Raw genomic sequence first — 14654 nt, 5'->3', positions numbered from 1 at the left:
TTCAGCTCGCCTGCCGGAAGGCACCAACGCCGGCGGGCCCGGATTTCATCCCGCCGCAACAAATGCCGGGTGCGATTGTCCGGCGGTCCGGAGTCAGCCGCCCGGCGGCACCGCCACGAAGGCCTCGCTCGGCTTGCTCGTCGGGACGTAGACCGTGGTGGTCGACGTGGCCGGCACGAGGCCCTTGTGGATGGCCTTGGCGACGTTCTGGATGGTGGTGACGCCGTAGTCCATGGTGCTGTTGTCCTGCGAGAGCACCGACATCATGTAGTCGTGGCCGGTGCCGTCGAAGGTGCCCAGGCTGTGCACCCGCCAGCCGTGCGCCGAGCGCTGCAGCCAGCCGTTCTTGACGTGCACGGAGACAGTGGACGGCGCGCCGGCCGGGGTGCCCCAGCGCTGCGCCGAGACGACCTGGCCCATCAATTTCAGGATGTAGGCACGCGAGTTGTCGCTCAGTACGCTGTTCTTGGCCGTGACGAGCTGGAGCAGCTTCTGCTCGTCGGTGACGTTCTCCTGGGTCAGGCCCCAGTAGCCGTTCGCGCCCGGCACGGTCTTCGTCATGCCGGCGGCGGCCAGGAAGCCGTTGATCTTCGTCATGCCGAGCTGCTTCCACAGCTTGGTCGTCGCGTCGTTGTCCGACTTGGTGATCATGGCCTTGGCGAGCGAGGCCTCGGTGTCCGTCAGATAGCGGTTGTGCTTCTTCGCGTCCCACAGCAGCGTCGCGAGCACGGTGACCTTGACGGTGCTCGCCGAGTCGTAGGAGCTGGTGGCGCGCAGCGTGCAGGTGGTGCCGGTACCGCGGTCGTACAGGCCGAGGGCGACGGTGCCCTTGCGGCCCGCGAGAGCGGCCGTGATGTCCTGCTGCAACTTGGCGGCGAGGCCTGCCTTGGCCGACGTACAGCTGACGGTGGGTGTGGCCGCGGCGGCCGGGGTGGCGGCGGTGACGGCGGGTATGAGCGCCCCGGCGCCGACGGCTGCCGCCAGCACTTTGGCACGCCGGGATATGCGGTAGGCCATGCAGTTCCCCCTCTTGGAACGTCGCGTGGGCGCATCCCTGCGCCGTCTGCTTGACGTGCCGGTGCGGCCAAGAGTTGTGCGCCCCGCCAGGTTTCGCGTTCTGTAGCGATCCACTCACAGAGTGAGACGGGTGGGGCTAGGCTCGCCCGAGGATTCAGTTGCGACCAGGCATGTATCGCAAGGGAGTTGGCCATGGGCACCACGTACGGTGACTGGCTCAGGCAGCGGCGCGAGGCGGCGGGACTGACGCAACAGCAGCTGGCCGAGATGGCGTTCATGACCCGCACGCACATCGCGCACATCGAGGCGGGGCGGAGGGTGCCGTCGAAGGAGGACGCGAAGCGGCTGGACAAGGCTCTGAACACGGATGTGCTGAGCAGTTTCCGGCCAGAGCAGGACGTGGCAGTCGCCGACTACTTCGAGGCGGCGCGGCTGCTTGAACAACAGGCGGTGATAATCCGGGAGTTCGGGCTCTCGTTCGTGCCGGGCATCCTGCAGACGGAGGCGTATGCGCGTGCTGTTCTGAGTGTAGGGTTCCCTCCGACGAGCGGAGAGGAGCTTGAAAAGCTCGTCGTCACACGGCTTGAGCGCACAAAGCTCCTCGACAATCCGGTGACTCCCGTGGTGTGGGCGCTGCTTGACGAGACGGTGCTGCGGCGCGTCGTGGGCGGGCCTCAGGTCATGGCGGAACAGATCATGCACCTCGTGCACCTCGCCGAGAAGCAGCGCGTGCGCGTCTACATGCTGCCCTACGCCCTCGGATGCCACCCGCTCATGCAAGGCATGCTGACCCTGATGGACTTCGAGGACCAGCCGCCGGTGGCATACGGCGAGGGCCTGCACATGGGCAAGATCCACGACTGCCCCGCCTCGGTCCGTCGCCTTGAGGCCACCTACGATCTGGCGCTAGGCGACGCGATGCCACTCAAGGAGTCACTCGCCCTGATGAGGGCGATAGCGAAGGACTACGGATACCGTGACTGAACACACCATCTCGGACGCATCCACGCTGGCTGGTTGGCGTAAGTCCTCCTACAGCGGCAACGAAGGGGGCAGCTGCCTCGAAGTCCTCGACGGCCACCCCTCGGGCGTTCCCGTCCGCGACTCCAAGGTTCCGCAGGGCCCGGCGCTGGTCTTCTCCGCCACCGACTGGTCGGCGTTCGTCACAGCCGTCAAGAACAGGGAGTTCGTCGTCTGAGTACCCTCGGGCACAACTACTCGTCATTATTGTTGCGTTGAAATACAGGGACCCTCCGGCCAATACCCACGGCCTTGTGATGGGCTTTTGCGCAGCCCGTGAGCGCATTCTGTTACAAACCCGCCGAACCGCCGAGATCCAGCGCGCATAGCTTCATCTATGCCTTGACCGACAAGACCGGACAAGGCGCCTCTATCAGACAACGCGCAAAGGATTCTCCCGTGGCCATCCTCCACCGACGTAACCTCGCTCGTACCACGGCGACGGCGGCCCTCGTCGGCTCTGCCCTGCTCCTGCCCGCCGCGGCCGCGTTCGCCGACAGCCCGGTCGCGCCGGTGACCGACTCGTCCGGTGCCCCCTCCTACCCGGCGGACAAGCCCGCGCCGAGCGTGCCGGACAAGCCCGAGTCCGGTGCCCCCTCCTACCCGGCCGACAAGCCCACCGAGAAGCCCGCGCCGTCGGTGCCGTCGCAGAAGCCGGAGAGCAAGCCCGGCACGTCCGCGGAGGCCCTGAAGATCACGAAGAAGGTGTCCGGCAAGGGCGTCATCACCTACACGCTGAGCTCCGGCGACAAGGCCCAGCTGTCCTGGACGCCTGACGGCTCGCCCAGTGCCAAGCTCACGGGCGGCGGCGCCGAGGGCCACCTCGGATTCCCGGCCCCTGCCGAGCAGTCGCTCGTCTCGAAGACCGGCGTGGAGTTCACCCTGATGATCCCCGCCACCGGCAAGGAGGGGCCGTGGGTGGAGGCCACGAAGGGCAAGGACAGCCTGCGGCTGGAGTTCCCGGCCGAGCCGACGTCCGGCAAGGCCGACAAGGGTAAGGGCAGCGGTAGCAAGGGTCAGGGCCGGACCGTCCCGAAGGGCGGGGTCAAGGCCGGTGCCGAGGACGTCCAGCAGGGCGACGGCACCCTGCTGATGGCGGGCGGCGGCGCCGCCGCGGCCGCCGCGGGGCTGGGCTTCGCCGTGCTGCGTCGCCGCAAGGCCGACTCCCGCATCTGACCGGCCTGTCGGTCTCAGGCGCTTCCGGTGCCGGGGGCGAGCCGGATCTCTCTTGCGATCACCGGCCGCCCCGGCACCGGATCGTCCTGCCACTCGCGACGTCATCCCTCCCTGCCCCTCCCTGTCCCTCCTTTTCTCCCAGGCACCCCTTTCACGTCGTTGGAGTCCTCGTGCGTCCCCGTCCCCTCGCCTCACCTCGTCTCGGCCGCATCGCCGCCGCCAGTACACTCGCGCTCGCCCTCAGCGGTGGCCTTGCGGCCTGCGGCAGCGGTGACCGGCCCGCCCCCGATGCGAAGGTCTCCAACAGCGCCGTGCCGGCCCCGGCCAAGGCGGCAACGCCGATGAAGGCGTCCAAGCCCACCCGCCTCCAGATCCCCTCAGCGGGCGTCGACGCCGGTCCGGTACTGCCGCTGGCCGTGGACAGCACGGGCGAACTGGGCGTACCTCCGGTCGCCAAGGCGGACCAGGCCGGCTGGTACACCGGGGGCGTCACCCCTGGCGAGAAGGGCCCGGCCGTGCTCGTGGCCCACTACGACACCGCCAAGGGCCCGGCACTGATGAAGAACATCAAGAACGTCAAGATCGGCGACGTCATCAAGGTCGGCCGCGCGGACGGCAGCACCGCCACCTTCAAGATCCGCGAGATCCAGCAGGTCGACAAGAAGGCGTTCCCCACCAACAAGGTGTACGGCGACACCACAGGCCCCGAGCTGCGCCTGCTCACCTGCGGCGGCCCGATCCAGGACGGCCACCGCACCGACAACATCATCCTCTACGCCACCCTCGTCTGACGTTGCACAAGTGTTACGGAACGTCCGGCCGGCTGTGACGCGAGAGCGACGCGAGTGCCGAATGGGGGAACGAAGGTGAAGACCGTCCCATTCACGGAGAACACGGCAAGGAATCACCGTATGAGCCTCTGCAAGCTCCCCGTGGCGGTCGGGGCGGCACTCGCCGCTGTTCTCCTGGCGGGCTGCGGGAAGTCCACCTCGGTGGTGGACGCCGGAGCGAGGGCCAGTACACCGCCGCTGCCGGTGACGCTGTGGAACGTCACCCCGCCTCCGCCCGCCTCCCCACCGCCCTCGATGATCCCGTACGAGCCCACCCCCCTGCCGGATCTGACGCTGCCGCCGGGCGGCGACCTGCGGAGCGTGGACGCCCGGAAGGTGATCGCGAAGGACCCGAACCTGGAGGGCACGCCGAGGCAGTCCGTTCAGGACTGCAAGCCCGGCTCCGGGTGCGGGCTGCGCCGCCCCGAACTGCGGGACATCACCGGGGACGGCAGACCGGAGCTCCTCGTGCTCATCGACCCCGACCCCCGCCTGCAGCCGGTCGGTGAGGCGGGCCCGCGGCTTCCCGCTGAGCTGCGCGTCTACTGGTCGGACAAGAGCCGTGTCTACCAGATCCTGGGCCTGGCCATGCAGGAGACGACCCAGGTGGACCTCCAGGGGCCGGACCTCGTCATCCGCACGACCCACGAACCGGACCGGCCCGGCAGCATCCGCCAGGTCACCACCGACCGCTACCGCTGGAACCCGGAACTGCGCCAGCTGGAGCTGCACTCCACCGTGACCACCCCCACGTCCGGTACGCAGCCCCCGGAGAATCCCTCGCCCGCGTCCCAGAAGCCGTCCGCTCTCTCCCCGAAAGCAGCGTCCGACACGCCATGACCACGCCCCCGGCACCGTCCCCCGCCCAGGAGTCCGCACCGCGCGTCCTGGTCGTCGAGGACGACGACGTGATCCGCGAGGCCACCACGGTCTCCCTCAACCGTCTCGGCTTCGACGTCGCCTCCGTCGCCGACGGCGCCTCGGCCCTGGCCTGTTTCAAGGCCGAGGCACCGGACGCGGTGGTCACCGATGTGATGCTGCCGGAACTGGACGGGGTGAGCCTGACCCGCTCCATCCGCGAGCAGAGCACCGTCCCCGTGCTGATGATCTCGGCACGGGGCGACGACATCGACGTCATCGCGGGCCTGGAGGCCGGCGCCGACGACTACGTCACCAAACCATTCCGCGCCAATGTGCTGGCCGCCCGGCTGCGGGCCCTGATGCGCCGGGCCAGCCTGACCGCTCCGGCCGGTACCGCCCCGGAACCGAAACCCGCATCGGCGCCGCCGCGGGACATCCGCCGCGTCGGCGACCTGGAGCTGGACGCCGACTCGATGGAGGTGCGCATCGCCGGGGAACTGCTGCCGATCACCCCGACGGAGCTGCGCCTGCTCCTTGAGCTGACCTCGGCCCCGGGCAGGGTGCTCAGCCGGGAGACCCTGCTCAAGGAGGTCTGGGACTACGCCTGGGGCGGCGACACCCGCGTGGTCGACGTCCATGTCCAGCGGCTGCGCGCCAAGATCGGGCACGAGCGCATCGTGACCGTCCGGGGCTTCGGCTACAAGATCGTCGGCTGATCCCGACATGCCCGCCGGCCCACCCCCTTCCGACCTGCCCACCGGCTCCGTACGTACGACGGGCCGCCGCCGCACGAAGTCCGGCGGCACGGAATCCGGCGCCGGCGCGAAGTCCGGCGGCAGCCTGCACTGGCGGGTTGCCGCGCTCATCGCCGTCGTGGCCTGTGTGCTGGCCGCCGCACTGGGTGCGCTCACTACGGTGACCGCCTCCGACCAGCGTCTGGACCTCAACCGCAGCATCGTCCTCGGCCGCCTGGAAGTGGCGCTCGACACCTATGCGCAGACCTCGGCCGTCACTGGCGACTACGTCGCTCTGGACGCCCCGGAGCTGCCGCCCGAACTCGCCCGGCACGTGACCGGCGGCCGTCTGGCCACCCAGCTCGTCAACGGCCCCGGCGGCCCCGTCCTGTGGGCGGCGGCCGGCATCGGCTCGCGCACCCTGTCCGTACGCAGCGACTACAGCCTGGAGCGCGATGCAGACGACCGCTTCGCCCGCACCACCATCGCGCTGGCCGCAGGCAGCGCCACCGTCATCTCCCTAGTCGGCCTCCTGCTCGCCAAGCCGCTCAGCGCCCGGGTGCGCAGGGTCTCGGAGACCGCGCGCACGATCGCCGACGGCCGCCTCGACGCCCGTATCGGACGCATCCGCGGCTCCCGCGAACTGACCGAACTCGCCGCGTCCGTCGACCAGATGGCCGCGGCTCTCCAGGACCGGCTCCGTGCCGAGCAGCGGTTCGCCGCCGACGTCACCCATGAGCTGCGCACACCCGCCGCCGGCCTGCTTGCGGCAGCCGAGATCCTGCCCGACTCCCACGAGGCCGACCTCGTACGCGACCGGGCCGAGGCGCTGTGCGATCTGATCGAGGACCTGCTCGAAGTCTCCCGGCTGGACGCCGAGGTCGACACCGCCCAGCTCGAAGCCCACCACCTCACCGAGGTGCTCCAGCGGGCCATCGCCTCCACCGCGCTCCCCGCCCGCCTCGACGTGGTGGACGACGCCGCCGTACTGACCGAACCCCGCCGCCTGGAACGGATCGTCGCCAATCTCCTGGCCAACGCCCACCGGCACGGCCTACCCCCGGTCACCGTCACTCTCGACAAGGGCACCGTCACCGTCCGGGACCACGGCCCCGGATACCCGCCCGGCCTGCTCGCCGAAGGGCCCCGTCCCTTCCGCACCGGCGCACCCGAACGCGGTAAGGGCAGCGGCCTGGGCCTCACCATCGCCCAAGGCCACGCCCACCTCGTCAAAGCCCGGCTGACCTTCACCAACGCCCCCGACGGCGGTGCCCAGGCCGTCCTGACCCTCCCGCTGGACGCGGACGGCTGACATGGCCCCCATGAGCCAGTCAGGCATGGTGGCCCACCTGTTGAGCCTCCACCCCCTGTGAGTCTTCACAGCCAAGCGCCAGGTGCGCCACAGCGGCCACCTACACACGCCGTGCAGGCTGCGCCCGTGACATCTGCCACCGATCCCCTCCCCCACACGACAACCGTGAGCCCCGACCCGCGCCCTGCGGCCACGGCACCGGGCACGGCACCTCGCTGGTCGCTCCCCGCGCTGATCGCGATCATGCTCCTGGCGGCGGTGCTGTACTGCTGGAACCTGTCGGGCAACAGCCTCAACAGCTTCTACAGCGCGGCCATCTACAGCGGCACGCAGAACTGGAAGGCCTGGTTCTTCGGCTCGCTCGACGCCGGGAACTTCCTCACCGTCGACAAACCGCCGTTCGCCAACATGGTGATGAGCCTGTCGTGCCGGATCTTCGGCTTCGGGACCTGGCAGATGATGCTGCCCGAGGTCGCGGCCGGGCTCGGCGCGATCTGGATCCTGCACTCCTCCGTGAAGCGGTCCTTCGGGCACGCGGCGGCCGCCGTGGCCGCGCTCGTCCTCGCGCTGACCCCGATCACGGTGGCCATCAACCGGGACAACAACCCCGACACGATCCTCGTCCTGCTGATGGTCGGCGGCGCGGCGCTCGCCCTGCGCGCCACGCGGGGCGGCACGCTGCCGCCGCTGCTCGGCTCGGCGGTGTGCTTCGGCCTCGCCTTCAACACCAAGATGCTGGCGGGCTATATCGCGCTGCCCGCCGTCTTCGCGGTCTACCTGCTCGCGGCGCGCCCGAAGCTCGTACGGCGAATGGTGAACCTGCTGCTCGCCGGCGTGGTCCTGGCAGTCGCCAGCTTCTGGTGGGCCGTCGCCGTGTCCCTCGTGCCCGCCTCCGAGCGGCCGTACATCGGCGGTTCGACGGACGGCACCGCCTGGAACCTGATCATGGGCTACAACGGCCTCGGGCGGATCTTCGGCGGCGAGGGCAACGGGGGCGGAGGAGGGGGCGGCGGTGGCGGCTTCTCCGGCTCCGCGGGTCTCGGCCGGATGTTCAACGACATCCTCGGCGGCCAGATCTCCTGGCTGATCCCGTTCGCGGCCGTCGCCCTCGTCTCCGGCCTGGTCCTGTGCGGCCGCGCCCCGCGTACCGACCTCACCCGGGCCGCGCTCATCCTCTGGGGCGGTTGGACGGTCCTGCACTACGTCACCTTCGCGACCGCCGAGGGCACGATGCACCCGTACTACACCACCGCGCTCGCGCCCGGCATCGCGGCGCTGTGCGGAGGCGGCGGCGTCCTGCTGCTGCGCGCGTTCCGCGCCGACAAGCGCTGGGCCTGGGTGCTGCCGGCCGGCCTCGCCGTCACGGCGGTCTGGGCCGCCGTCCTCCTCCGCCGGGCCTCCGGCTGGAACACCTGGCTGTGGCCGGCCGTCGGTGTGGTGATGGCGGCCGCGATCGTCGGCCTGTTCGTCTTCCGCTCCGGCAGCCGCGTACGGCTGTTCGCGGCCTCCGTGGCGGCGGCGGCCGTCGCCACGCTCGCGGGCCCGGCGGCGTACGCCTGGTCGGTGCCGTCCGGTTCGGGCGGCGGGATGAGCGGCGTGAACCCGACGGCCGGTCCCTCGACGGGAGGCGGCTTCGGCGGCGGACCCGGCGGTGACCGGAGCGGCTTCCCCGGCGGCGGGACGGCACCGGGAGGCGCCTTGGGCGGTGCGTCCGGTGGACAGATGCCGGGCGGCGGACAGCAGGCCGGCGGCTTTCCGGGCGGTGCGCAGAACGGTGAACTCCCCGGCGGCCAGGGCGCGTCGGGCGGTACGGCCCCGGGCGTCACCGGCGGAAGCGGCGAGACCGGCACTCCGAACGGCAGCTCCGGACGCATGGGCGGCCGTATGGCAGTCGGCATGGGCGGTGGCATGCGCGGCGGCATGCGTGGCGGCATGGGCGGCGTGAACAGCGAGCTGATCGCGTACCTGAAGAAGCACCAGGACGGAGCCACCTGGCTGCTCGCGGTGTCCAACTCGCAGAGCGCGGCTCAGATCGAGCTGAGCGCCAGGGTGCCGGTCATCTCCATGTGGGGCTTCACCGGCACCGACCAGGCGATGACCGTCGCCAAGCTGGAGGAACTGGTGAAGAAGGGCGAGTTGCACTACATCCAGCTCGGCGGTGGTGGCATGGGCGGCGGCCCCGGCGGCGGCAACAGCCTCAGCACCGAGGTGTCGAACTGGGTGAAGAAGCACGGGACGCTGGTGAAGGAGAGCGCGTACAGCAAGAACGCAACTTCCTCGACGTCGAAGTCGTCCCCTTCTTCCTCTTCTTCCTCTTCTTCCAACCAGTCCACGATCTACCGTCTGGACTGACCTAGCCGAGATGTGTCGGCGCGAACATCCGCAGCACCGCCGGGAGTACGACCACCGACGGGCCCGGCGTCGCCAGTGCCTTGGCCAGGTCCTCCGCCAGGGTCTCGGGGGTCGTACGGACACCCGGCACCCCGAAGGACTCGGCGAGGGCCACATAGTCGGGGCGCGTCAGTTCCGTCGCCGTCGCCTGGCCGAAGGCGTCCGTCATGTACTCGCGGAGGATGCCGTAGCCGCCGTCGTCGACGATCAGCCAGGTGACCGGCAGGTCGTACTGGCGGGCCGTGGCCAGTTCCGCGATGGAGTACAGCGCGCCGCCGTCGCCCGACACCGCCAGTACCGGGCGCGTCGGGTCGGCCGCCGCCGCGCCCAGCGCCGCCGGGAAGCCGTAGCCGAGGCCGCCGGCGCCCTGTGCGGAGTGCATGGTGTTGGCGCCCCGGGGATCGAAGGCCGACCACGCCCAGTACGCCAGGATCGTCATGTCCCAGAAGGACGGGGAACCTGCGGGCAACGCACGCCGGACGGACCCCAACACCTCCTGCTCCAGGGCGAGTTCCTGACCTGCGATGCGGGAAGCCACCTTCTCCAGCAGCTCCCGCACCCGCTCCGGCGCCGACGCGTCCGTGCGCTCCTCCACCGTCTCCAGCAGGGCCTGGAGCGCGAGGCGGGCGTCCGCGTGGATGCCCAGCGCCGGGTGGTTGGACTCCAGCTTGCCGAGGTCGGCCTCGATCTGGATCACCCGGCCGCGGGGCTTGAACGTGTAGTAGTTGGAGGACAGTTCACCGAGGCCCGAACCGACGACCAGCAGGACGTCCGCGTCCTCCAGGAAGTCCGTCGTATGACGGTCCTCCAGCCAGGACTGGAGCGACAGCGGGTGCTCCCAGGGGAAGGCGCCCTTGCCGCCGAAGGTCGTCACGACCGGCGCCTGGAGCTTCTCGGCCAGCTGACGCAGCTTGCCCGAGGCGTCCGCTCGTACGACCCCGCCGCCCGCGATGATCGCCGGGCGGGCGGCACCCGACAGCAAGTCGGCCGCCACCGCGGTCAGTTCGGGGCGCGGGGGGAGGTCGTCCGGGGTCGCGTCGACCGCCGTCACCACCGGCAGTGCGGTCTCGGCGAGCAGGACGTCCTGCGGGATCTCCACCCACACCGGGCCGTGCGGTGCCGTCAGCGCCGACTTCCAGGCCGCCGCGATCGCGGACGGGATCTGGGACTGCGTGCGGACGGTGTGGACCGACTTCACCACGCCCCGGAACGAGGCCGACTGGTCCGGGAGTTCATGCAGATAGCCGTGGCGGCCGCCGCCCAGGCCCGCCGTCGGGATCTGGCTGCTGATCGCCAGCACAGGGGCGGAGGCCGCGGCCGCCTCCTGCAGCGCGGCCAGTGACGTCAGGGCTCCCGGGCCCGTCGAGAGCAGCAGCGGCGCAGCCTCGCCGGTGATCCGGCCGTACGCGTCCGCCGCGAAGCCCGCGTTGTTCTCCACCCGCAGGCCGACGTACCGCAGGGACGACCGGCGCAGGGCGTCGAACATGCCGAGGGCGTGCTGGCCGGGCAGGCCGAAGACCGTGGTCGCGCCGAGCCCGGCCAGCGTTTCCACGACCAGGTCTCCGCCTGCCCTGCCCGGGGGAGGGTTCAGCGCGGCCTCCCGCTGCGCGGGCGTCGGGCGGAGCACCAGGTCGTGGTCGTGAGTCACTGCGGTTACGCGTCCTTCCGGGCAGCCGCGATCTGGCGGCTCATGATGGTGGTCAGTTCGTAGGCCGTGTGCGAGGCCGCGACCGAGGTGATCTCGGCGTGGTCGTACGCGGGCGCCACCTCGACGACGTCCGCCGAGACCAGGTTGCAGGAGGCCAGTCCGCGCAGGATCTCCAGCAGCTCGCGCGAGGTCATGCCGCCCGCCTCGGGCGTGCCGGTGCCGGGCGCGTGGGCCGGGTCGAGGCAGTCGATGTCGATGGAGATGTACAGCGGGCGGTCGCCGATGCGCTGGCGCAGCTGGTCGGCGACCTCGTCGGCGCCGCGGCGGTAGATGTCCGCGGACGAGACGATGCCGAAGCCCATCTTCTCGTCGTCGGTGAGGTCCTGCTTGCCGTACAGGGGTCCGCGGGTGCCGACGTGGGAGAGGGCGGAGGTGTCGAGGATGCCCTCCTCCACCGCGCGGCGGAACGGGGTGCCGTGGGTGTACTCGGCGCCGAAGTAGGTGTCCCAGGTGTCCAGGTGGGCGTCGAAGTGCAGCAGGGCCACCGGGCCGTGCTTCTTCGCGACGCTCCTCAGCAGGGGCAGGGCGATGGTGTGGTCGCCGCCCAGGGTCATCAGGCGGGCGCCGGTGCCGAGCAACTCGTCCGCCGCGGCCTCGATGGTCTCTACGGCCTCGTTGATGTTGAACGGGTTCACGGCGATGTCGCCGCCGTCCGCCACCTGCGCCAGCGCGAACGGCGACGCGTCCTGCGCGGGGTTGTACGGGCGCAGCAGCCGGGACGCCTCGCGGATGGCGTTGCCGCCGAAGCGGGCGCCCGGCCGGTACGAGACGCCGGAGTCGAACGGCACGCCCACGACGGCGACGTCGGCGGTGCCGACCTCGTCCAGGCGGGGCAGCCGGGCGAAGGTCGCGGGGCCGGCGTACCGCGGGATGCGGGAGGAGTCGACGGGACCGCGGGGCGTCTCGTTGCTGCTCATGATGAAATGCCTTCTTTCTTGCGCTTCGTCGCGCATGCACTGCTTTCCATACGACTCTACTGGTGAGCCGGGACCGGTTCGGACGGGAGTTCGGGATTCTGTCCGGCGAGGCGTTCACGCCAGGTGGCGAGGACGGTCTCGTCGGTGGGCTTCGTCACCAGGGAGACGACGACGTAGGCGGCGAGGGAGGCGAGCAGGCCGTAGTAGACGGGCTCGTTGGCCAGGATGCCGTAGCCCGCCATCAGGCCGATGACCGCGAGGCCGCCGACGAGCACCGAGGCCAGCGCGCCCTGCACCGTTCCGCGCTTCCACAGCAGGCCGCCGAGGATCGGGACGAGCAGGCCGCCGACGAGCAAGTTGTAGGCGACCGTCAGCGCCTCGACCACGTTGTTCAGCGCGACCGCCGTACCGATCACCGCGACGCCCATGATCAGGATGAAGGCGCGGTTGCCGCCGACCTCGTCGTGATCCTCACCTGAGGGTCGTACGACCCCCTTGAGCCGTGACCAGATGTCGTTGCCGGCGACGGTGGCGCAGGCGATCAGGGCGCCGGAGGAGGTGGACATCACGGCGGCGAGGGCGGCGGCCAGCACCAGGCCGCGCACGCCGACGGGGAGTTCGGCCTTGACGATGGTGGCGAAGGCGTCGTCGGGGCTGCCCAGCCTGGGGTAGAGGACCTTGGCGGCCGTGCCGATCACCGCGCCGGCGAGAGCGTAGGCCAGACAGTAGGTTCCGGCGACCGTGCCGCCCCACCTGGCCGTCCTGTCGCTGCGGGCGGTGAACACGCGCTGCCAGATGTCCTGGCCGATCAGCATGCCGAACGTGTAGATCAGGATGTAGGTGAAGATCGTCTGGCCGCCGATGCCCAGCGGGTCGAAGTACGAGGTCGGCAGCTTGGCCTTCATCGCGCCGAAGCCACCGGCCTTGACGACCGCGATGGGCAGGAGCAGGAGCAGCACGCCGATCGTCTTCACCACGAACTGGACCATGTCGGTCAGGGTGATCGACCACATGCCGCCGAGGGTGGAGTAGGCGACGACGATCGAGCCGCCGATGACGATCGCGAAGGTCCGGTTCATGTCGAAGAGGACGTCGAAGATCGTGGCGTAGGCGATGGTGGAGGTGACGGCGAGCATGAGGGTGTACGCCCACATGACCACGCCGGAGATGACCCCGGCGCGGCCGCCGTAACGCAGGTCCAGCATCTCGGAGACGGTGTAGACCTTCAGGCGGGCGATACGGGCGGAGAAGAAGACCGACAGGGCGAGCAGGCCGAGCCCGATGGTGAACACCATCCAGGCGCCGGACAGCCCGTACCGGTACCCCAGTCCCACGCCGCCGATGGTGGACGCGCCGCCGAGGACGATGGCCGCCATGGTGCCGGAGTACATGGCGGGCCCGAGCCGGCGCCCGGCCACCAGGAACTCGCTCTTCGACCTGGCGCGCCGCATGCCCCACCAGCCCATGGCCAGCATCCCGGCGAGGTAGACGACGATCACTGTGTAGTCGACGGCCACAGGGCCCTCCTTCGTTCGGTCTCGCCCGGGGGGTGACGAGCATCGACACTAGGTGGCCGGAAAGCGACTGCGAAGTGTACGTTTCATCCATATGAATAGGGAGGGATGGAGGGAACGCACATCATGCCGGAGACGATCACCCCAGCGGTCCCACCGACCCCACCCGTACCGCTCTCCGCGCTGCTGGCCCGCGAGGATCTCGCGCTGAAGCAGATCGCCGGGCCGGAGGATCCGTCGGTCGTGATCCACTGGGCGCACACCTCGGAGATGGCCGACCCGTATCCGTATCTGCTGGGCGGCGAGCTGCTGCTGACGGCCGGGGTGCACATCCCGGAGGCGGCGGGCTCGGGCACATACTTTGACGACTACGTCTCGCGGATCGTCGCGGCGGGCGGCGCGGCTCTCGGCTTCGGCCTGGCCCCGGTGCACGACACGGTCCCGCGGGCACTGGTCGCGGCCTGCGAGCGCTACGGCCTCCCGCTCCTGGAGGTCCCGCCGCAGACCACGTTCTCCGGCGTGGCCCGCGCGGTGTGGCAGCTGATGGCACAGGCCCGGCTGGCCGAACTGCGCCGGGTCACGGAGGCCCAGCAGAGCCTCGCCTCCGCCGCGGCCCGCCCCGACCCGGTCCCCTCGGTCCTACGGCAGCTGGCCCACCGCCTGACCGGCCAGGCGGTGCTCTACGGCCCCGACGGCACGGAGATCGCCTCGGCGGGCCGGGAACCGGGGCCGGGAGTACGGGAGGCGCTGACGGACCTGGCGGGGGTGGTACGGCCGACCGGAGCGGGTACTACCCCCACCTCCGCCACCGACACGCTCGGGGACACCCACCTCGCCGCCTACGCCCTCGGCTCCGGCGAGGGATTCGTCCTGGGTGTGGCCACCGCGCGGCGCGAACCCGGCGACCACACCATCGCCTCCGTGGCCTCCGTGCTGCTTTCGCTGCTGACCGGGGAGCATCACAGCGGGGCCGGGGCCGCGCGGTCCTCGGCGTTCGTGCGGCTGCTGCTCGGGGCGCGGCCGGAGGAGGTCGCTCCGCTGCTCGGGCAGGGCAGCTGGGTCGTCGTACACGCCCGGCCCGAGGCACAGCTTCCGGACGCCGTCGCGGCCTCTGCGCTCGGCGCCGCACTGGGCTCACCGCTGGTCGACCTCGCGCGGGATGTGGTAAGGGTGC

At 70.7% G+C, this 14654-nt stretch carries 13 protein-coding genes; 9 read left to right on the top strand and 4 right to left on the bottom strand.

What is annotated here, in order from left to right:
* Window positions 1-93: 93 nt before the first annotated feature.
* Entirely contained in the window at window positions 94-1017 is a 924-nt protein-coding gene (locus tag M878_RS76800) for a serine hydrolase (protein WP_023550553.1), read from the bottom strand.
* Window positions 1018-1209: 192 nt separating this feature from the next.
* Here M878_RS76800 and M878_RS76795 point away from each other — a divergent pair, with 192 nt between their 5' ends.
* The 8 genes from M878_RS76795 (at window position 1210) to M878_RS76760 (ending at window position 9302) form a co-directional block, all read left to right on the top strand.
* Complete coding sequence (locus tag M878_RS76795) at window positions 1210-2001, top strand: helix-turn-helix domain-containing protein (RefSeq protein ID WP_023550551.1); 792 nt, start codon at window positions 1210-1212, stop codon at window positions 1999-2001.
* Window positions 1994-2215 carry a DUF397 domain-containing protein gene (locus tag M878_RS76790; protein WP_023550549.1) on the top strand — a complete coding sequence of 74 codons (222 nt, stop codon included), beginning with the start codon at window positions 1994-1996 and terminating at the stop codon, window positions 2213-2215. Before M878_RS76795 ends, M878_RS76790 begins: the two co-directional genes overlap by 8 nt.
* A gap of 221 nt (window positions 2216-2436) precedes the next feature.
* A complete protein-coding gene (locus M878_RS97750) occupies window positions 2437-3213 on the top strand; it encodes a hypothetical protein (RefSeq protein WP_023550548.1) in 777 nt (258 codons plus the stop codon).
* Window positions 3214-3383: 170 nt separating this feature from the next.
* Window positions 3384-4004, top strand: a complete 621-nt coding sequence (locus M878_RS76780; protein ID WP_023550546.1) for a class F sortase — start codon at window positions 3384-3386, stop codon at window positions 4002-4004.
* A 120-nt stretch (window positions 4005-4124) separates the two neighbouring features.
* Window positions 4125-4883: a hypothetical protein gene (locus M878_RS76775; RefSeq protein WP_023550544.1), complete on the top strand. Its 759-nt coding sequence runs from the start codon at window positions 4125-4127 to the stop codon at window positions 4881-4883.
* Complete coding sequence (locus M878_RS76770; protein ID WP_023550542.1) at window positions 4880-5620, top strand: response regulator transcription factor; 741 nt, start codon at window positions 4880-4882, stop codon at window positions 5618-5620. Before M878_RS76775 ends, M878_RS76770 begins: the two co-directional genes overlap by 4 nt.
* A 7-nt stretch (window positions 5621-5627) precedes the next feature.
* Window positions 5628-6950, top strand: coding sequence for a sensor histidine kinase (locus M878_RS76765; protein ID WP_023550540.1), 1323 nt, complete (start codon window positions 5628-5630; stop codon window positions 6948-6950).
* 126 nt (window positions 6951-7076) lie between these two features.
* Window positions 7077-9302, top strand: a complete 2226-nt coding sequence (locus M878_RS76760) for an ArnT family glycosyltransferase (protein ID WP_031225925.1) — start codon at window positions 7077-7079, stop codon at window positions 9300-9302.
* Between the two features lies 1 nt (window position 9303).
* On the opposite strand, the gene M878_RS76755 is transcribed toward M878_RS76760, so the two are convergent.
* The 3 genes from M878_RS76755 to M878_RS76745 are packed head-to-tail and all read right to left on the bottom strand — an operon-like array spanning window position 9304 to window position 13483.
* Window positions 9304-10989, bottom strand: a complete 1686-nt coding sequence (locus tag M878_RS76755; RefSeq protein WP_023550537.1) for a thiamine pyrophosphate-binding protein — start codon at window positions 10987-10989, stop codon at window positions 9304-9306.
* A gap of 5 nt (window positions 10990-10994) precedes the next feature.
* Window positions 10995-11966: an agmatinase gene (gene speB, locus M878_RS76750; protein ID WP_023550535.1), complete on the bottom strand. Its 972-nt coding sequence runs from the start codon at window positions 11964-11966 to the stop codon at window positions 10995-10997.
* Between the two features lie 56 nt (window positions 11967-12022).
* Window positions 12023-13483 carry a sodium:solute symporter family protein gene (locus M878_RS76745; protein ID WP_023550533.1) on the bottom strand — a complete coding sequence of 487 codons (1461 nt, stop codon included), beginning with the start codon at window positions 13481-13483 and terminating at the stop codon, window positions 12023-12025.
* A gap of 123 nt (window positions 13484-13606) precedes the next feature.
* On the opposite strand from M878_RS76745, the gene M878_RS76740 reads away from it, so the two are divergent.
* Window positions 13607-14654 (top strand): PucR family transcriptional regulator ligand-binding domain-containing protein (locus M878_RS76740; protein ID WP_031225923.1); only part of this gene is annotated, 1048 nt, incomplete at its 3' end.

The organism is Streptomyces roseochromogenus subsp. oscitans DS 12.976 (genome assembly GCF_000497445.1).
In the GTDB taxonomy this organism is placed as follows: Bacteria; Actinomycetota; Actinomycetes; order Streptomycetales; family Streptomycetaceae; genus Streptomyces; species Streptomyces oscitans.
The sequence above is the reverse complement of the archived record's forward strand: the minus strand, read 5'-3'. Positions and strand labels throughout refer to the sequence as shown.